We start from the raw sequence: 19,288 nt of genomic DNA, 5'->3' as shown, positions 1-19,288 counted from the left end.
GATGACGGTGAGCTTTTCCCCCGGAGATCTGGTTCGCGCCCGCGGGCGGGAGTGGGTCGCCTTGCCGCCACCCCAAGACGGCATTCTAGCGCTTCGCCCACTCTCGGGTAGCGAGAATGATACGGTTGTCCTCGATCCGAGGCTCGAGATACTCCCAGTCGAGCCGGCTCGGTTCGATCTGCCCGCCGACGCCACGATCACGGTCCAGGCGAAGGCCGCGCTGCTTGCGGATGCGATGCGTCTGACGTTGCGGCGGGGAGCTGGCCCCTTCCGGTCCGCCGCGCAACTCGCCTTCGAGCCGCGAACCTATCAGCTTGTTCCTTTGCTGATGGCGCTTCGCCTGCAAGTCCCGCGACTGCTCATCGCGGACGACGTAGGCATCGGCAAGACGATCGAGGCCGGGCTGATCTTGCGTGAGCTGATGGACCGAGGCGAAGTGGATGCGTTCTCGGTGCTCTGCCCGCCGCATCTCGTCGAACAATGGGTGGGAGAACTCAAGGCGCGCTTTGGGATCGAAGCTGTCGCGGTCACATCAGGTACGGCGAGCAGGCTGGAACGCGGCTTGCCGCTCGCTCAGACTCTGTTCGATGCTTACCCGTTCACGGTCGTCAGCCTGGACTACATCAAGGCCGAGAAGCGCCGAGAAGGCTTCGCACGCGCCTGTCCAGATCTCGTTATCGTCGACGAGGCGCATGCCTGCGTAGGCACGCACAAGGGTCGGCAGCAGCGCTTTGAGCTTCTGTCAGGGCTGGCCCGGAATCCGGATCGGCGGATGATCCTTCTGACCGCGACGCCGCATTCCGGGGATGAGGAAGCTTTTGGGCGCCTTCTCTCCCTGGTCGAGCCATCATTTACGTCGATGAACTTCGAGGACGCTCGTTATCGCGAGCGTCTGGCGCGGCACTTCGTGCAGCGGCGCCGGATCGATCTCGTCTCGGGGGATTGGGACGAAGATCGCGCGTTTCCAAAGCATGAGACGACAGAATTTCCCTATCGTCTTTCTCAGGCCCACCTCGAATTCCAGGAAACCGTGCTCGATTACTGCCTCGGCATCGTTTCCCGAGCAGGATCCGGACAGCGGGAGCGACGCTTGGCCTTCTGGGGCACGCTGGCCCTGATGCGTTGTGTCGGCTCTTCGCCGGCTGCGGCTTTGAGCGCACTGCGAAACCGTATGTCGAGCGAGAGCGACCGCCTCGAGCCGCAAATCTATGACGAGGACAGTGACGACGAGGACGCGGTCGATATCGAACCGGGTACAGCCTTCGACGTCGATCCGGAGCTTCTTGCCCTGGTCAAGCGCGCCGAGGAACTTATTGGCAAACCCGATCCGAAACTGACCGCCTTGGTCGATGCTCTGACGCCGCTCATCAAGAAGGGCGCCAACCCCGTCGTCTTCTGTCGCTATCTGGCGACCGCGGAGCATGTCCGCGATGGTTTGCGCAAGGCCTTCCCTAAGCTGATCATCGAATCTGTGACGGGCGTTCTGACCCCCGACGAGCGCCGCGACCGCGTGGCCGACATGGCGCCTGCGGACGATGAAAAGCAGGTCCAACGCATCCTCGTCGCCACCGACTGCTTGTCTGAAGGGATCAACCTCCAGCAGCTCTTCGATACGGTGGTGCATTACGATCTGTCGTGGAACCCGACCCGGCATCAGCAGCGCGAAGGACGGGTCGACCGCTTCGGGCAACCGGCGGAGCTCGTCCGATCGATCATGATGTTCTCGCCGGACAGCGCCATCGACGGCGCCGTCCTCGATGTCATTCTTCGCAAGGCCGAGGAGATCCGGAAGGCGACCGGCGTTACTGTGCCTCTCCCCGATGAACGCGGGCCGGTGACTGACGCGCTGATGGCGTCGGTGATGTTGCGCCGTGGCGTGTCCCGCCAGCTCACGCTCGACCTGCGCCTCGACGACGGTGTTAAGGTCATGGAGGCGCGCTGGCGCGACGCCTCCGAGAACGAGAAGAAGTCACGCGCGCGTTTCGCTCAGAACGCGATGAAGCCGCAGGAAGTCGCTCCGGAATGGGAAAAGGTACGGACGCTGCTCGGCTCCCCGGCGGATGCCAGGCTTTTCATCGAAAGGGCGATGGCACGCTTCGGCGTGCCCTTGGAGCCCCGGAAATCTCTGCTTCTCGCCCATGTCGCCGAACTTGACATCGGCCTGCGCGAGCGTCTGAAGGGGAACGGCCTGAGCGGATCGGTGCGTCTGGCTACGTCCGAGCCAGCGCCGTCGGGGACAGCGCTGCTGACCCGGACGCATCCTTTAACGGCGACGCTGGCCGAGGCGCTGGTGGAGGCCTCGCTCGATCCGGAGTCTCTGTCCAATCTCGGCATCGGCCGGGTCGGCGCCTGGCCGACCGCCGCCGTGCAGCGGATGACCCGCGTGGCTCTGCTTAGGATACGTTTCAAGCTGACCGTCCATGGCCGCAAGGAACAGTTGCTGCTCGCCGAGGAAGCAGCCCTCGTTGTCATTCAGGGCAGTCGGATCGTGGCGGCAGGGGAGGCCGCCCGAGAACTGCTAAATGAGCCAGCGACGGGCGATCTGGCATCCATCGCACGCGACAGGTTCATCGCGAACGCGAAGGAGGATCTGCCCGGCCTGCTTTCAGGAACGATCGACGATTTTGCTCGCTCGCGCGCGGGAGAACTCATGCAGGACCATTCCCGGCTCCGCGCCGCGGCAGGCTCTGCCTCGCGCGTCACCGTCGAGGCTGTGCTGCCCCCAGACGTGATCGGGCTGTTCGTCCTCATGCCGGGCGAGGCCTGAGCCATGGCTCGCAAACCCGTCACCGACATATCGGCGTGGCCCTCACTCACCCTCGAGGGCAATCTCATCGCGCCGGCCACAGTTGCAAGCATCGACCGGAGACAGGCCTCCGAGCAGTCGGAAGAGGACTATCGGATCCGCAAGGGGCTGACGATCCGCGAAGAGATCTCAACCGCCTTCCGTGTCGGCCAGTCGCATTTCGACACCTTCGCGAAGTTGGCGGCACCCTCCGTCGAAACAACCCGCCGCTTCGTGCGCGACTTCCTCGCTGAAACCTTCGGCTTCGACGATCTCGCCCCTGGCGGTGGCGCGATCTCCTTCCTCGCCGGCGGTCGCGTGCCCATCGTTGTCGTGCCGCCTTCCGACGAAAAGCTCGACCGTCGCAGTCCGACGCTATCGGTCGATCGCTCGCGGTCCCCGGCCTTCGCGCTCCAGGACTATCTCAACGACAGCGATCACGCGCTCTGGGGCCTCGTGACCAACGGCGCCGTGATTAGGCTGATGCGGGACAACGCCTCGCTCACCCGGCCGGCGTACATCGAAGCCGACCTTGCACAGATCTTCACGAACGAGGACGCTGCCTCCTTCGCCGTTCTCTGGTCGCTGATTCATCGGACACGGTTCGGCATTGTTGGCGCGCCTACGACCGATTGCCCACTCGAACGATGGCGAGAGACCGGCTCGCGTGAAGGCGAGGCAGCCCGCGACCGGCTGGCTGCGCAGGTGGAAACCGCGCTCAAAGTGCTGGGCTCGGGTTTTCTCGAGGTCAATCCTGACCTTGCCGCCCGCCTGAAATCCGGCGAGGTCAATCTGACCGAGTGGTTCAACGAACTTCTGCGCCTCGTCTACCGGCTCATCTTCCTTATGGTGGCCGAAGACCGGAATCTGCTTCATTCGGAGACCGCAAGACCGGAGGCCCGAAAGCTCTATGTCGAAGGCTACAGCCTCGCTGCGCTTCGGGTGCAGGCGGCACGCGCCGCGACGTGGGACAAGCACCACGACCGTTACGAAGGCATCAAGGTTGTCTTCCGCGCCCTTGCTCATGGGCAGGAAGCGCTTGGGCTGCCGGCGCTTGGTGGCCTGTTCAGCGCCGACAAGCTGCCGCGTCTCGAAACAGCACGCCTGCGCAATCGCGCTTTCATGGAGTCTCTGTACCGTCTGTCCTGGCTTGCCGACAAAGCTGGCATGGTGCCGGTGAACTGGCGCGCGATGGAAACCGAGGAGTTGGGTTCGGTTTACGAATCCCTGCTCGAACTCCAGCCACAACTTGGCGACGACGGTAGATCGCTCGTCTTCGCCTCGGAAGCCGCCGAGCAAAAAGGTAACCAGCGTAAGACTAGCAGTTCCTACTATACGCCCGACAGTCTGGTGCAGGCGCTTCTCGACACAGCGCTCGATCCTGTTCTCGACAAGACCGAAGCGGAGGCCGCCGACCCGGCCCAAGCGCTGCTGAAGGTCAGCATTATCGATCCCGCCTGCGGATCGGGTCATTTCTTATTGGCCGCCGCCCGTCGCATTGCCACTCGTCTCGCCCGCATTCGCACCGAGGGTACGCCGTCGCTCGCCGACTTCCGTCATGCACTGCGCGATGTGGCCCGCTGCTGCATCTATGGCGTGGACCGCAACCCGATGGCGGTTGAACTGACCAAGGTCGCTCTCTGGATCGAAACGGTGGACCCCGGCCTTCCGCTCGGTTTCTTCGACGCGCAAATCCGCTGCGGCGATGCGCTATTGGGCGTTTTTGACCTGAAGGTTCTGCAGGACGGTATACCCGACGCCGCCTACAAGCCCTTAGCGAGCGACGACAAGGACGTCGCAAAGTACTATGCCGCAAAGAACAAGCGGGAGAAGTCTGAGAGGGATCGTATAGCCAAGGGCTTCGGCTTCGATCGCGCGCGTGACTTGTTGCGAGACTTCGAACGCTTGCGCGCCATGCCGGAGGATACGGTGGAGCAGATCGCGCAGAAAGCTGCGCGGCTGCGCGCAATTACTGCTCAAGGCGCTGGCGCATGGTCGTTGGAGCGCGCTTGCGACCTGTATGTTTCTGCGTTCCTGCTACCGAAAGTGAAAGGCGGCCCTCATGATGGGCCAGACGGTCTGCCGCGCCGCGGCGCGGAAACAGTGCCGACCTCGGGTGCATTGTGGGAGTGGCTGCGAGGCGTGTCTCCCTTTGGGCCGATGTTCGGCGCTGCTACTGACGCAGCCCGCAATGCGCGAGCCTTCCATTGGCCGTTGGAATTTCCGGATGTGATGGCGGGCGGTGGATTCGACATAGTGCTCGGAAATCCGCCTTGGGACACCATGAGCCCGGACTACAAGGAGTTTTTCTCCTCCTACGACTCAAGCGTTCGTCATTTGTCGCCGGCTGAGCAAAAGGTTGCATACGAAACCCTGCTGCTCGATCCAAAGATCGCTGAAAGCTGGGAGCAACACTGTGACTCCCTCTATACTGCTGTGCGTTTCATTAAGTCGAGCGGTCGCTACAGGTTGTTTGCCGAAGGCAATCTCGGAAAGGGCGACTTCAACGTCTATCGCATGTTTGTCGAGACTGCGCTTGCCGCTACCCGTGAGGGCCGAGTGGCGGCGCAATTCGTGCCAGAAGGCTTGTACAACGGCGCCAATGCGACAGCTATACGCAAGGAACTTTTCACGAAGTTTCGCCTCGAAAGGCTGGCGGGCTTTGAGAATACAAGAGGAATCTGGTTCCCCGCCGTCGATACACGCATGAAATTCTGCCTCTACGTGGCGTGGAAGGGAGGGCAGACGGAGCGCCTGCCAGCCGCATTCCGCGTTAATACGGCGGAAAAGCTTCATGACCTCATGACCGGACGCACACTCTCGATTCCGGTGGCCATCGTCGAGGAGTTCTCGCCCGATGCGATGGCAGTGATGGAGTTTGCCGCGCAGTCCGAAATTGATGTCTGCGCCAAGATGTATGGTCTCTATCCGAAGTTCGGTACCGAAATTGAGGGCGTTCCCCACCGGCACTACATGCGCGAAGTGGACATGGGAACGGACCGTGGGCTGTTCTCCGAAGGTGACGACGGTTTGCCCGTCTTTGAAGGGCGCATGATCGACGCCTACGACTATCGAGCCAAAGGCTATGTGTCGGGTCGAGGGCGATCGGCCGTGTGGGACGATCTGCCCTTCGGTTCAACAACTAAACGTATTCAACCACAGTGGCGTATCCTGCCTGAGAAGATTCCCGACAAGCTCGCTGGACGCATTGATCGCTACCGGATCGGCTTTGGAGATGTCGCAAGCCCGACCAACCAGCGTGGCCTTATCGCAGCACTATTGCCAGCGGGAAGCGTTAGCGGCCACAAGGTGCCGACCATCGAGTTCATCGATGGTAGCGACGAGTATATGTTGCTTTGGCTTGGCGTCGCTAACTCTCTTGCGATGGACTATCTCGTTCGCAAGAAAGTCTCGTTGACCATGTCTTACACAATCATGGACACCCTACCGTTCCCGCGGGACTTCGAACAAGCTCCGGCTGCCGCTGAAATCGTGCGCCGCGTCTGCGCGCTCTGCGCCGTCGGCCCTGAAATGCAAGCGTTCCGTGAGACCGCTCTAGAAGCTGGAATCCTATCATTCCCCGAGAATGTCGTTGAAGATCCAGATCGTCGTGCGGTGCTGGCTGCGGAGATCGACGTGTTTGTGGCGCGCGAGGTCTACGGGCTCAGCAAGGACGAAATGCTCTACATTCTCGATCCGGCCAACATCCTCGGACAGGATTGCGGGATCGAGACCTTCAAGGCGCTCCGCAATCGCGAGCAGCGCGAATTCAACGAGTTCCGCACTCAGCGTCTGATCGAAGAGGCATGGGATCGGCTGAAGATGGCCGAGGCGAGGCCCGCTATCGCCACTCTCCCCGACGGAGCCTGGATGCGCGCAGCTCAGCAGCCGAATGACGCCGGCGCTGCCCTTACCGCGATTCTGAAGGCTATCGACGCTCCGACGCCTAGCCGCACCATCCGTCTGGCTGCTGCGATGATGTTGGAGCCGCACCTCTTAACGTCGCTTCTTCCAGACGCACGGGCGCGCGAATGGCGACGCGTTGTTGGACGAGAGTCGGAACCACGCACCGGCAACGTGGTCGGCTTCGCCGCGCGCACCAATCAAGGCTGGGGTATTGCCGTCTCCAACCATCGTGGCAACGGACGCCTGATCGAGAACCTGTCGGCGGGAACATGGGCGCCAGGGCCTGGCCTCGATGCGTTCGACACTGCTGGTTGGCCCGATGGCCGGGCTGGGTTCGTGCTGGAAGCGTTGAGCGCGTTGGACCTGGACACAACCGTCACCTCGATGCCGGACGAGGTCCGGGGCTGGATCGCGCATGCCACAACAGCATGAGATGTTCGAGCCCCCCAAGCTCAGCCTGACCGTTCCGGCGGGCGTGAATGAACCGCGCCTCTGGGTGCGGCGGCTAGCGATTTGGGAGGCGCCGGGCGGCCAGAAGATTCGCGACATTTCGCTTCGGCCAGGACTGAACGTCGTTTGGTCGCCGGACGGTTTCGATGACGATAACGCCGCAGCGGGCGTGCGCGCGATCGGTCACGGAAGCGGCAAGACGCTGTTCTGCCGCTTGTTGCGCTACTGTCTTGGCGAGCAGCGCTTTGCCGACGAAACGCAGCGGGAACGTATCGCGCTCGCGTTTCCGAACGGCATTGTCGGAGCGGAGGTGATGCTGGACGGCGTATGCTGGGCCGTCGTGCGGCCATTGGGTATTCGGCGCCGGCATGTCGCGATCGCCGACGGCAATCTCGATGAGATCGCCGCGGGCGATGGCGCGACAACGAGCATCGATCCGCTGATCGAGGCCATTGAGCAGGGCATTGTGACGCCAGGCCTCGCGAGCCTGGCTCGTCTTCATCCCGGCCAAAAGGCGTGGCCGATCGCGCTTGCCTGGCTGACTCGCGATCAGGAATGCCGCTTCGATGACGTGCTCGACTGGCGTTCTCCGGCGTCCGGCTCCGATGCCCCGCTGCCGGCGAGCGGGCGCGAAACTGGGCCACGCCGCGAAGCCCTTCGTGCATTCCTGGCGGCCATCACGGAAGAAGAGCAGCATAGTCGACGCACCGAAGAGACCCTGCGGACAGATGTCGCCAATTCGGAACGCGAGATATCCTATATGGATTGGGATCGTGACCGGCGTCGCAACCGATTGATTGATCAGCTCGGTCTTGCAGAGAATAGCTTGCCGGACATGCCTCTGCTCCTGGAGGTGTTTCAGAAAGCTGCCGACGAGCGGCTCGCCATTGCGGCCGAGCTTCCCACGGGTGACATGGTCGAGCTGGTGCAGGCCCGGAAAGCTTTGCAGGAGGCCCGTGAAGAACTGCGGCGTGCGGACGAAGAGCGCATCCGAATAGAAGCTCAGATACCGGCCGAGAAGCAGGTCCTCACGTTGCTGTCGAGCGAGATACCTGGACTGTCATCCGCTGCGGGGAGCGCAGCCAGTCAGGTATGTCCGATTTGTGAGGTACCCATCGACAGAGCGCTCGCCGAGCAATGCAAGCTGTCCCACAAGCTGCACGATGAAGCGGAATGCCGAGTCCGGCTCACGAAGAAGCGGCAAGAAATCGACGATCAGGCGCAGAAGATCGACAGATTGGAGGCACGTCTGAAAACCCTTCAGCCGACCATCGCTCTGGGACGGCAGTATGTAGAACAGGCCGAAAAACGGGTGCAGGCCATCGAGAGCGTCCGGGACGCGCGCGCATCCGCTTGGCAAACGGCGACACGGCTCAAAGAAGGGGTCGAGCGATTTGCCGAGCTATCAACCGAGCGGGATGCGGCGCGAAAACGACTGCGGAGCCTCGAGGATAAGCTCTCCAAAGAGCGGGAGACGCTCGCAGCTTTTCGCGACAAGCAGGGACTGACCTTCGGCAAGATATCGCAGAAATTCTCGGCGATTATTCGCCGACTGGTCAACGATAGTGCGAGAGGAGCGGTCACGCTGACCGGCAATGGATTGGAAATCGTCGTCGATGTTGATGGCGACCGCCGTACCGCCGCCATCGAATCCCTGAAGGTTTTGGCTTTCGATCTTGCTTGCCTGTGCCTCAGCGTCGAGGGATCAACACGCGTTCCCGCATTCCTTGTCCATGACAGTCCCCGTGAAGCCGATCTCGGCCTGAGCATCTACGACGAGCTGTTCCGCTTGATGCGGGAGCTCGAGGCGCTGACGGAGACAACGGCGTTTCAGTACATCGTGACCACGACGACACGTCCCCCCGACGATCTCCGTTGCGATCCATGGCTCAGGTTGATCCTGCGCGGAGCGCCCGGTTCGGCGCGATTGATGGGGCGTGACCTATAACGAGGAACTGCCTCACCGTGCTTGAAGCGCCCCAATCCTTCATCGTCCGGCAGGAGTGCGAAAAGGCCGCGTCTCAGAACGGCTTCCGCCGCATTCTGGGGGAAGAGGCGGGCTGGGCGGCCTTCGGATCGACCACCGCGCATGGCACGATCTACCTTGCTGCCAAAGGGGCGCAGGGGCCATGGTTTCTCGCGCTCGACCATGCTGGCGTCATCGAGGAACTGAACTTGCCCGCAGGCGCGGTTTCCGGTCCTGGCCGCGCCCGATTTGCCTTCGACGATCTCGGCGCGCTCTACGCAGTGCTGCGTCGTGTCTACGAGCTGGGGGTCAGCCTACCTGACGCGCCGCTGCGGGAGTTTGAGCTTCGAGTTGCAACCCTGCCCCGCATGACGGAGGCCGAGCGACTGGTCGTGCAGAGGGTCGGGCAGGACATTTTTCGTCAACGCCTGATGGACTACTGGCAAGGGCGTTGTCCCCTGACGGGGATTTCCGATCCTGCCTTGCTGCGCGCATCGCACATCATCCCTTGGAGCGAGTGCGAAAGCGATGTCGAACGACTCGACGTGCACAACGGCCTACTGCTGTCCGCGCTATGGGATGCCGCCTTTGACCGCGCTTTGGTGACCTTCAACGACCAGGGAACGCCCGAGTTTTCGTTGGCTCTCACCGAGCGGGCGCGTAGCGAACTTCGCTGGACTTCTCCAATTTCGTTAACTGACGAGCATCGAAAGCGGCTTGTCCGGCATCGCGAGCGGACGCACGGCCAAGTTGAGAAAGCCAGTCGGCATATGTAATTTTCGAACCCGGAGCCGAGACGCCTCTGACTCTGACAGCTACGGCCTAGCCGGAAAAATCATCTCCTCCAGAGATGAACATACTTCAAAACATCTTCGAGAACGCTGTCCAACGGCTGGTCAGCATCAATATGGCCGTTGGCGAACTCGGGGAGCGCGCGATTAAGCTCGGCTTCAACTGGGTGGGCCGACGCACGCGCAAAGTCCGCAGCGTCCGTTCTCGACGTGATCCGGCCGGCGCGCACGGCTTCGCCTGCACCTAGGAAAAGCAGTTTGGCGTCGCTCGGTTGGCTGACCCTAGCGAGGATCTCGAAGATCCCAATGTGCCGGATCCCATCGATAATGAAATCGTCGCCTGGCGTAAAACCGCCTGCGGCAAGAACATCGCGGCAGAACGCATCTGGGTCGGCGTCGACTAACGTTTGCCCGAGGTCCTGTAGGGACTGGCGATCGTTAGGATCGCCGCCGCGCCGCGCAATCGCCGCTCTAAGATAATCACCGAAACCGGTCCGCGGCCAGCCAAGTGCTTGGGCTACAGCGGCACTGACCGACGACTTTCCGCTGCCGATCTGACCAGAAAAGCAGAGCAGCAGGCTCATACGAAGGCGAATGTCATCTGGCGGGACCGCAAAGCCACCCAGCCGCGGCGGTCGCGCTTGTCGCAGGAGACGGGATCGATCGCAGTCGGCGCGTCGAGCTCAATGAGCGTGGCGTACAGCGCGTCTTCGCGGGTAGCCCAGAAATCATCAGCGGCTGCAATGGCTGCACCGAACCGTAGGCGGATGCGCTCGATCGGTTCGCTCGCAAGATCGTAGCACCAGCTTCGTCGCGCCAGCACCAGTCCACAGATGGGGCCAGCGACTTCTTTCAAGAGGATGATGTCGCCGTCGCCGATCTCGCCATAAGGCGCACAACGGTTGCGGCTGAAGCGGGACTCGACCGTCTTCTCGCCCGAAAATACCTTGGAAAGGAAGGGTTCGGCGAAAATGGCCAGATGGATTCCAATCCGGCTTCCCGGTCGCATCGCGTCGGAGAGGTAGCTCAGCCAGAACGGATGGCTGTCGACCCGGTCGAGGATATCGTCGTACTCAATCTCCAAACCGCACTCCGTTCCGTCTCTGCGGGCGCGCCAGTCTCCTCGGCTGCTTCGAGAGCCGCAAGGTCGCGAAGCTCCGCCGCGACTCGTTCGATGGCCTCGCCTCCGCGCAATGTGCCCCAAAGCCACGGTTGGAAGCCAGAGCCCATTGCTTCGCCAGCGCACGAAATCGCCGCCTCGAGGAGAAGTTGTGGATTGTTGGTCCTGAAAACCCGATTTCCGGAGGTCCAGACGTTTGCGGAAGACCGGCGCGGGTCGCGCCGGCTAACCGATGGTAGGACGTCGCCTGCAACGATCGAAACGAGGTCAGCGTCACCGTTATCAGCGTTAGCGCCCATGCTGATGAAAAGGCGCATGCGGCCGATGACGACTTCGGCCCACAAACGACGGCGGTGGGAATGGGGAGCTGGCAGGCATGGAGCAGCTACGCGTTGGAAGACTAGGAGATCGCCACGCCGCCACTGCGGCGGGGTCGCAATCCCAGCGGCGCGAAGCGCGTTGCGCTCGAAGAATGGCGTCTCATACGCGATCGACAGGGGCTGGCGCTCAACGAGGGTGAGCCCCAGTCGCTTGGCTAGGGTGATCGCAGCCTGGCGATCAGTTGCTGCGGTCGGTCGTGCGCCATCCGGCGGCAGGCTGATAAGCACGAAACCGCCAAGGCGACAGGCGTGGGCTGCTGCGGTGAGCATCGGTCGGACGAAATCAAGATACCAGGGTGGATCTAGAAGAACTGCATCGGCGCTGTCCCGCGGAAGGCCACCGGAGCAGAATGCGATCGCGAGCGGCGAACCGGTGGCGCGGTTGAGCGCGACTAAGCGGTCGGTGACACTGTTCGGCTCGACTAGAAGTGACATTCGGCGGCTGATCGGCAGGGTGAGCGCCTCTGCCGCCAGCCCCGGCGTCCCGAATAGCAGGACCTCGCTGCCGTCAGGCGTCAGGTCGGCGGCATGGTTGAGCAAAGCGCGCGAAGCATCGGCGGTGAATCGCCACTCGTAATCGAGCGGATGCGGCAACGGCAGCAGCGAACGGCCCTCGGCGCCGCTCGGCGAAACTGGCTTCGCCTCTTGGCGGGCCGTGGCATACAACGCTGGGTCGATGGCGCGGCTTGCGGCGAGGCGCTCGAGCGACGCCAGTAGCTCTGTCGGATATACGCCTGGCAATCGGCGTAGGAGCCCGGTGTAATCGGCAATTCCGTCGGCCACCGCGTCAGTGATCCAGGTTTCGACCTTGCTACTGAAAAAAGCATGGGACGCCGTGCGTCGAGAGACGATCATGTCGGCCTCGTCTTCAAGGGCACGTCGCAGATTGGGAGTGCGCGCTGCTCGGCCTCAAAGCGCTGCTGCAGCTCGTCAATCCATGCGGCAATCGCCTCCTCCTGTACAGAGAGGCTACGCTCGCGGGCCTCATCTCTTGCTAGTCGTTGCTCAACAGGCGTGAAGACCTGTATCCGCAACGGGATCACGCGAAGGGGGAAGTTGGGGTCGATCGCTTGGAGCCGATCCACGAGGTTTGAGACGTCCTGGCGGACTCCGTCCGCGTGCGGAGAGGTCAAAGTGACATAGCCATAGACGTCGAGTCCTAGGCCGAGCACGCGCCGCAGAATGTCGAATTGCCGGTCATAGTCCTCCGGAGCGGCGCGTGTGTTGAAGGCGAATGACCGGGCGTCGAAGCCCTTGACGCAACAGACCCGGCCGTAGTTTCGATAGCCCTGAACCTGGGTAAGCTCTTCGCGCGAGAGGGAGTCGAACAGATAAGTGGTGCTAAGGTTATCGTCGGTCCACAAATAGGTGCTGTCGGCGAGGCCTGCATCGGTGAGTGCACGCATCATCCACGGCGTCCATTCAGGGACGAGGTCGGGCGAGCCACCCGACAGGTCGATGATCCGCGGTGGGTCGGGGATCTGCTGATACAGGGCGACCAACTCGTCAGCGGTGAACCAAGCCGATTGCTTGGGATCGGCCTTCAGCAGCTCCTCGGGCACGAAACAGTACCAGCAGCGCCAGGCGCAGGCTGCGTTCTGGAAGACGAGCGCCGTCATCATGTCGGGAACCGGCGCGATGCCGAGTGTGCGGCAGGCGGGCGCAATCGGAAGCGGATTGGCTGGCCAACTTTCAGCCGTGGCCATCCGGAAATGCCGCACACGGCCATAACCGTTACAGTTGGCCGGGAGCGTGAGATCCATCTCCTGACCAGATCCCGCCAGGCGGGAGATCAGGACGCGTCGGCCGTCGACATCGATCGCGCGCGCCCGGAGGCGCGCTGCAAAGCGGGGGGTGTCGATCGGCTTGGTCGCGCTGATCACGGATGCGAGCCCTCCGTCTGGGGCGGCAAGCCGCGCCGCCGACGCGGCACCTCGATCGGCTCGTCGGCGAGATCGGGCAGTTTCTCATCGAGAAAGAGGTCGACGAGACTCACGCAATAGTCGAATTCGGTCTCGGACAGCGGTCGGCCCTTCGGGATGTCGTGCCAATATTCGAGGCAAGTCCGGCAGCAGGTGGCGGTGGCGTGCTGGGCGTAACAGATCGCGTTGCCTTCCAGGGGCGTCTGACGGCCATCGCGGGGCGGCTCGGCGACGGCGAGATATTTGCGCAGCCGGTCGCGCGCGGAATCCTTAAGCTGGTCACGACCCTTGCGCTGTGCATGCCTCATCGCCGCGTCATCGACTGGGCGATGGAAGAAGTGATGGCGGATCATCTCGTGCTGGAGCGCTTCAAATGTATGCGCCGCGTCGCCTCTGTCGCGGCGATGCAGCCGCTTCCAGTCAATGAGGTTGGCGCCGCAAGCGCGGCATTTCCCGCGCTGATCCGGCGTCATCTTTTTCAGCTGCTTGAAGCAGTGGAGATCGTTGTCGCAGTCGGTCGACGTGCACTTGATGTCGAGGGGCGGCGGCTTCTGGAACTCGGCCATTTCAAACCTCAATGAAGGGCGCGATCGAGCAGCTGCCGATCGAGCTCGTTGTCGATTTCGTAGGGAAAGCGTTCGACGAAGACGTCGCGCGCGATTGTCCAGGGGTCACCGTCGTCGGCCTGAAGATTGGCCGCCGTGCCCCACCAATTCACGCCTTGCCAGGAGAGCCGAAAGGCGAGGTAGTTTGCGAGTGCGCCGACGCTGACCCCGTTGTTCGCCGCGATGGTGGGAACGACGCTCTTCAGCCGCTCTACGGAATTGCGGGCCGCTTGAACGCAAGCCTGAGCGAGGGTCTCAGCCTTACCGTCGAGCACGACCTCACCGGCAAACTGACTGGCGGCGATCTCCTCATCTGAATTACGCCGCTCGGCAGAGGTTTCGTCTGCCTCGATCACCTCCAGCGCTTCAGCTTCAGGGCGCTGGCCAGCGTGGAAAAGCTCGTGCAGGAGATCAAACAGCCAGCGCGCCTCGTGCTTCGAGGTTTGCTTTAACACGACGACGTTGCGTCCCTCGTAGCGCCAGCATGCGCCGTGGAAGGCGCCGCGGTCGCGGAGCGGCAGCACGACAACGCCCAGGTCCCAGGCGGTGTGAAGTGCGCTTCTGAGATCGACAGTCTCGTGCTGATCCAGGATGCAGCGATGCATAGCCGCCGCGTCGATCGGGATTTCGCTCTTTGGTAGCGAACGCGCACCTTTCAGCGCGACGACCGCCAAGTAGTTGGCGTAGGCGGCATAGAGGCTGGTCGACGCGCGCGCGCGATTAGCAGGCATTTTGAACCGCGCTTCGGCCGCGGCAAAGCGCGGCGCGATGAGCGCCTGTGCTCCAAACATGTTGTCGCGAGTCCAGCCAAACACGCGCTCTAAAACCGCGCCCGCTTTTGAAGTCAGCGCATAGTCGTCATCATCGCTTCCAACTTCGCCACTGGCACGGGCGGCGTCGGGCGAAGGCAGCAGCCGTGATAGTAAAAAGTCGCGTTCGAGCCCGACCTGCCGCAACTTGCTGACCAGCCCGCCAAAGCTGTTCGGCGCAACCGGCAGCAGGATGTCGTTCTTGATGCGAACGCCGAGCGCGTTCGCGATCTCGCGCAGACGCTGATAGCTGGCGGACGCGTAGCGTTCCGCCTCGTAGCGCTGAATCTGCTGCTCCTTCAGGCCAAGCCGGTCGGCCAGCGCCTTTTGGCTTAATCCGCCGGCAATGCGTGCTTTGATGAGGCCATCGGCCAACTCGTCGAACGAGTTGATAGAGATAACCGAAAGATCGGCTGACTTCAGACGATCATATTCAGCGATCTCGGCCTGAAGGTCAGCGAGCTGACTTTCCATTGCCTCGCGCTCAGCCTGCAACAGACGCGGATGCACATCTGCACGCGCCGGCGCCCTGGCAAGTTCGCTGATCGCCTTGCGGAAGCGATCAGCTTCGCTGCGAGTGATCTTGTACTGCCGTTCATTGGTAATCATGGCAGGCTCCCAAGGTCGATGTTGACCACGCCCTTCGGCACCCCGTTGCGGTCCTTCATGAAGAAGTCGCGGTAGAGGATGCCCGGGGCGGCTGACGCAGTCGCCGGAAAGAGCTCGCCCAGATACTTGGACTTCATCGCAGCGCGTGCGTTTGTGAAGTCGAGCAGAACGGGATCGAGTCGGTAGGGATCAACCCCATTGGTATCCCAAGCTCCATCATAGTCCTCCGGCAGGTCCTTTAATGAAACGAAGCTTCCGTCGAGCAGAACCGAACGGCAGCCTGCACCCGCAAGGTTCTGTAGCGCCGCCAGTAAGCCGCCAACCAAGCGTGCGCGATGGCCGTTCAAGCTAAAGCGAGGCGCAACCTCGCTCCAGGAAGCGTCGTGCACACCGAAGGGCAGGTAGCCGGTCAAAGGATCCGCATCGGGAAGCATGACACAACAATATCGTTGTGTCTGATGTTCGTCAAGCGTTCTGGTCGTCGACAATTGGTGGGGTCTAGCCGCAGCCAAACATCTAAACTGAGCAAGGCCGCTCGATCCGACGGCTGAGTCCTGCTACGTATGAATGACGGTCCTTTCGGACATCCGTGTGAGTGATGCCGGGCAGCCAAGAAGCTGGGTCTGCGGGCCGGTTGACCTCGATAGATGCCGGAACCACAAAAATATTTTTCTGGCAGTTTTCTTAAGGAAATCAAAAGCGTAGCATTCTGACGGCCTCTCAGTCGGAAGATGGCCGTCAAAATGGGTGCTTATTATAGGATTTTCAGAGACTTATGAGAACTTCAGACAATCGAATGGGGCAGTGACGAGAAACGGATAAAGGGGGCAGGGATTGGCGGCAATGGCGTAGAATTTCGCAGCGCATCGCCGTGCCATCAGAAACGTTGCCCGCTTTGCAGAAATACTGAAGGATTGTTGCTTCCTTTGCTGTTGCTGACTGGACGCTCACTCAGACTTTACCAAACTGGCTGCAATTTTACTCAGAATCCTGTCCAGCGTTTCCATCTCGTCGTCGGATATGCCTGCCCAGGTTTGATCGTGCAGCCGATCCGCCTCATGGCGCAGCAGCGGCACCAGTTGATAGGCCGCGTCGCGAAGATGCACCTGCCACACTCTGCGGTCAGTGTGATGCGGTCGCCTTTCCACCAGGGCCAGTTCTTCAAGGCGGTCGATCGCCTGTCCGACCGTGGCGCGCTCCAGGTCAAGCAGGCGGGCTAGATCTGATTGGGTCAGGCCCTGTTGCCGGAGAAGATAGGCAATGATCCGCCATTGCGTCCTTGTCAGCCCGGTGTGGGCGATGCGGCGCTCAAAGGCTTGTCGCAGGGCGCGCGTGATCTCCTCCATCCGGAAGATGATGTCGTCACGCGGCGTCAGCAACGGCTGGGCCGGGTCCTGTTTTGTCGAAATCGCACGCAGCGGCATATCGTCATCATGCTCGGGCATTGACGATATGGCAAGGCGCTTTATTGTAAGGCGATATACAGAAAGACGTGTGCTTGATTCAGCGGATCATATTCTCCGGAGCCGAAGGGCAGTTGCTCGCGGCGGATGCTGTTGGGGAGGCTGGCTCACCACCGGTATTGCTGGCGCATGGCGGCGGGCAGACACGGTTGAGCTGGCGCCGCACGCAGGAACGGCTCGCGGCTGCGGGATTTCGAGCCATTGCAATCGATCTGCGCGGTCATGGCGAAAGCGACTGGGCGCCTTCGGGCCATTATCGCATCGAGGATTTTGCAGACGATCTTCTTCGCGTGGCGGACCGGCTGGGCACGCCCCCCGCGCTCGTCGGCGCCTCGCTGGGCGGGCTGTCCGGGCTGATTGCCGAAGGCGAGATCAGGCCGGGCAGCTTTGCCTCGCTCACCCTCGTCGACATCGCGCCCAACATGGAGCCCGCCGGCGTTGCTCGGGTGATGGGCTTCATGGCGGCCCATCTTGAAAGCGGCTTCGCTTCGCCCGAGGAGGCCGCCAACATTGTTGACATCTATCGCCCGAGGGAAGGCCGGCGGACACCGGTAGAGCGGATCGCGCCCTATCTGCGGGAGGGCGCCGACGGGCGCTGGCGCTGGCATTGGGACCCGCGCTTCATCACCTCGGTGATGTCGAGCCGGGGCGAAGCCCGCATGGAGCGGCTTGGCGATGCAGCTGCAGGGCTTTCCTGTCCAGTGCATCTGATCCGTGGCGGTTCCAGCGATCTGGTGTCGCCAGAAGGGGCGGGGGCGTTCCTTGAACTTGTGCCGCACGCCCGCTTCACCGACATCGCCGGCGCCGGCCACATGGTGGTGGGAGACCGCAACGATGCGTTCGCCGAAGCCATCGTGGGTTTTCTCCGCGACGCACAGACTCGATCGGAAACTGCAGATGTCCGTTGACCGGAGCGCCTTGACCACCATCGAAGGGTTGCAGGCGGCGCTGCACATCGCCCCCTTCCATCGCTGGCTGGGCCTAGATCTCGTGTCGGCATCACCGGCGGGCATCGTGATCGCCATGCCGTGGCGCGACGATCTGGTGTCGAATCCGGCGATCGGCGCGGCGCATGGCGGCGTGCTCGCCTCGCTCATCGATCTGGGCGGGCTCTATGCCGTGCTGGCGGCCGGTGGTCTCGCGCAGGCGACAGCTGATCTTAGGGTCGATTATCATCGCCCGGCATTGGCAGGCCGAATTCTGGCGCGAAGCCGGGTCGTCAAGATCGGCAAGCGGCTGAGCGTCGCCGATACAACGGTAGAAAGTGAAGCCGGGGACCTGCTGGCGTCCGGCCGGGGAGCCTATCTTGGTGCTTGATGCTGTGTGGAAACGGAATGCTGCGCGTGCCGCTGGTCTGTGCGCGGCCATTCTGGCGCTAGCCGGCTGCTCGTCGGAGCCCAAGCCGGAAGATGCGCCGGCGGCTGCGCCCCGGGCGATCGAAGTGCAGGCCGCTCCTGCGCGCGCCGAGCAACTGTCCCTACCGGTGCGCGCATCGGGCACGGTTGCTGCGATGCAGACGAGCAACGTGACCGCGCTGGTAGAAGGGCCGGTGGACCGCGTGTTCGTGCGCGTCGGCGACCGCGTCAGCAAAGGTCAGCCCTTGCTGCGCATCAGGCAGGCCGATTATCAGCGCCGTGCCAGCGAAGCCGAAGCGGCCGTGCGCCTGGCCGAGGCCGAGGCGGTGCAGACCGAGCGGGCCTACCAGCGGGTGCGGGAACTGAAAGCAAGCGGATTTGCGCCAGCCGCCCGGCTCGACGAGGCGGAAGCCGCGCGCGACGTGGCGCGCGCCCGCCGCGACCAGGCCCGTGCGGCGCTGGCGACGGCGCAGCAGGCGCTGGCCGACACCGTCCTGCGCGCCCCCTACGACGGCGTCGTCACCCAGCGCATGGTGGACGAGGGCATGTTCCTCAACAGTCGCTTCTCGATGGGCGGGCAATCTGCGGCGCTGCAGCTGCAGGAACTGCGCGTGGTGGCAGCCATCGTCGCCGTGCCCGAAGCCCGAGTGGCGGACCTGCGCAAGGGCCAGCCGGCGCGGCTGTTCATCACCGGCCAGCCCGAACCGCTGCCCAGCGAAGTCTACATCATAAACGATTTCATCGACCCCAAGGCGCGCACGGTGGAGGTGCGGCTGCCGGTGCGCAACCCGGGCTATGCGATCAACAGCGGTGTGTCGGTAGTGGCCGAGATCATCACCGACCCGGTCGAGGCGATCATCGTGCCGCGCCGTGCCCTGCGCGGAGACGGTGCCAATGTGCATCTGTTCGTGCTGGCAGGTGACACGGTCCGGCGCCGCGCGGTCAAGACCGTCGATGTCGATCTTGACCGCGTGCGGATCCTGGAGGGCGTGGCGGCCGGCGAGAAGGTCGTGCTCGATCCGCCGGCCACGCTGGCTGATGGGGCAAAGGTGCGCGTGCGCGCGACAGATGCGCGGCCGGGTCCTGCGGCCGGCAGCGCGCCGGGCGCGCGGTAGGAGGGCGCCGCC

15 protein-coding genes are annotated in these 19,288 nt (G+C 62.7%); 7 read left to right on the top strand and 8 right to left on the bottom strand.

What is annotated here, in order from left to right; translation table 11 throughout:
- Position 1: 1 nt before the first annotated feature.
- The 4 genes from OOT33_RS15885 to OOT33_RS15870 are packed head-to-tail and all read left to right on the top strand — an operon-like array spanning position 2 to position 9,883.
- Positions 2 to 2,767: a helicase-related protein gene (locus OOT33_RS15885; RefSeq protein ID WP_307750990.1), complete on the top strand. Its 2,766-nt coding sequence runs from the start codon at positions 2 to 4 to the stop codon at positions 2,765 to 2,767.
- 3 nt (positions 2,768 to 2,770) lie between these two features.
- Positions 2,771 to 7,123: an Eco57I restriction-modification methylase domain-containing protein gene (locus OOT33_RS15880; protein WP_307750989.1), complete on the top strand. Its 4,353-nt coding sequence runs from the start codon at positions 2,771 to 2,773 to the stop codon at positions 7,121 to 7,123.
- The gene (locus tag OOT33_RS15875) at positions 7,107 to 9,089 is read left to right on the top strand and encodes a chromosome segregation protein SMC (RefSeq protein WP_307750988.1); all 1,983 of its coding nucleotides are present in this window, start codon (positions 7,107 to 7,109) and stop codon (positions 9,087 to 9,089) included. Before OOT33_RS15880 ends, OOT33_RS15875 begins: the two co-directional genes overlap by 17 nt.
- 17 nt (positions 9,090 to 9,106) lie before the next feature.
- Positions 9,107 to 9,883, top strand: a complete 777-nt coding sequence (locus OOT33_RS15870; RefSeq protein WP_307750987.1) for an HNH endonuclease — start codon at positions 9,107 to 9,109, stop codon at positions 9,881 to 9,883.
- Between the two features lie 59 nt (positions 9,884 to 9,942).
- On the opposite strand, the gene OOT33_RS15865 is transcribed toward OOT33_RS15870, so the two are convergent.
- The 8 genes from OOT33_RS15865 to OOT33_RS15830 form a co-directional block, all read right to left on the bottom strand.
- Positions 9,943 to 10,482, bottom strand: a complete 540-nt coding sequence (locus OOT33_RS15865; RefSeq protein ID WP_307750986.1) for an AAA family ATPase — start codon at positions 10,480 to 10,482, stop codon at positions 9,943 to 9,945.
- Positions 10,479 to 10,982, bottom strand: coding sequence for a hypothetical protein (locus OOT33_RS15860; RefSeq protein ID WP_307750985.1), 504 nt, complete (start codon positions 10,980 to 10,982; stop codon positions 10,479 to 10,481). Before OOT33_RS15860 ends, OOT33_RS15865 begins: the two co-directional genes overlap by 4 nt.
- Positions 10,925 to 12,253: a hypothetical protein gene (locus OOT33_RS15855; protein ID WP_307750984.1), complete on the bottom strand. Its 1,329-nt coding sequence runs from the start codon at positions 12,251 to 12,253 to the stop codon at positions 10,925 to 10,927. The genes OOT33_RS15860 and OOT33_RS15855 overlap by 58 nt, the downstream gene beginning before the upstream one ends.
- Complete coding sequence (locus OOT33_RS15850; RefSeq protein WP_307750982.1) at positions 12,250 to 13,281, bottom strand: radical SAM protein; 1,032 nt, start codon at positions 13,279 to 13,281, stop codon at positions 12,250 to 12,252. The genes OOT33_RS15855 and OOT33_RS15850 overlap by 4 nt, the downstream gene beginning before the upstream one ends.
- On the bottom strand, positions 13,278 to 13,886 hold the full coding sequence (locus OOT33_RS15845; protein ID WP_307750981.1) for a DUF4186 family protein: 609 nt from the start codon (positions 13,884 to 13,886) through the stop codon (positions 13,278 to 13,280). The genes OOT33_RS15850 and OOT33_RS15845 overlap by 4 nt, the downstream gene beginning before the upstream one ends.
- A gap of 8 nt (positions 13,887 to 13,894) precedes the next feature.
- A complete protein-coding gene (locus OOT33_RS15840) occupies positions 13,895 to 15,343 on the bottom strand; it encodes a helix-turn-helix domain-containing protein (protein ID WP_307750980.1) in 1,449 nt (482 codons plus the stop codon).
- Complete coding sequence (locus tag OOT33_RS15835; protein ID WP_086116895.1) at positions 15,340 to 15,777, bottom strand: hypothetical protein; 438 nt, start codon at positions 15,775 to 15,777, stop codon at positions 15,340 to 15,342. Before OOT33_RS15835 ends, OOT33_RS15840 begins: the two co-directional genes overlap by 4 nt.
- A gap of 513 nt (positions 15,778 to 16,290) precedes the next feature.
- The gene (locus OOT33_RS15830) at positions 16,291 to 16,788 is read right to left on the bottom strand and encodes a MarR family winged helix-turn-helix transcriptional regulator (protein WP_296539240.1); all 498 of its coding nucleotides are present in this window, start codon (positions 16,786 to 16,788) and stop codon (positions 16,291 to 16,293) included.
- Positions 16,789 to 16,841: 53 nt separating this feature from the next.
- Between OOT33_RS15830 and OOT33_RS15825 the strand changes: the two genes are divergently transcribed.
- From OOT33_RS15825 to OOT33_RS15815, 3 genes are read left to right on the top strand one after another with little or no spacing between them, the layout of a single operon-like run.
- Entirely contained in the window at positions 16,842 to 17,714 is an 873-nt protein-coding gene (locus OOT33_RS15825; RefSeq protein ID WP_086116896.1) for an alpha/beta fold hydrolase, read from the top strand.
- Positions 17,704 to 18,123 (top strand): PaaI family thioesterase, encoded by a 420-nt coding sequence (locus OOT33_RS15820; protein WP_086116897.1) that lies wholly within the window; start codon positions 17,704 to 17,706, stop codon positions 18,121 to 18,123. Before OOT33_RS15825 ends, OOT33_RS15820 begins: the two co-directional genes overlap by 11 nt.
- A 4-nt stretch (positions 18,124 to 18,127) precedes the next feature.
- Positions 18,128 to 19,276, top strand: coding sequence for an efflux RND transporter periplasmic adaptor subunit (locus OOT33_RS15815; RefSeq protein ID WP_307750978.1), 1,149 nt, complete (start codon positions 18,128 to 18,130; stop codon positions 19,274 to 19,276).
- The last annotated feature ends 12 nt before the right edge of the window (positions 19,277 to 19,288 follow it).

It is taken from the genome of Sphingobium sp. DEHP117 (genome assembly GCF_030867385.1).
Classification (GTDB): domain Bacteria; phylum Pseudomonadota; class Alphaproteobacteria; order Sphingomonadales; family Sphingomonadaceae; genus Sphingobium.
The sequence above is the reverse complement of the archived record's forward strand: the minus strand, read 5'-3'. Positions and strand labels throughout refer to the sequence as shown.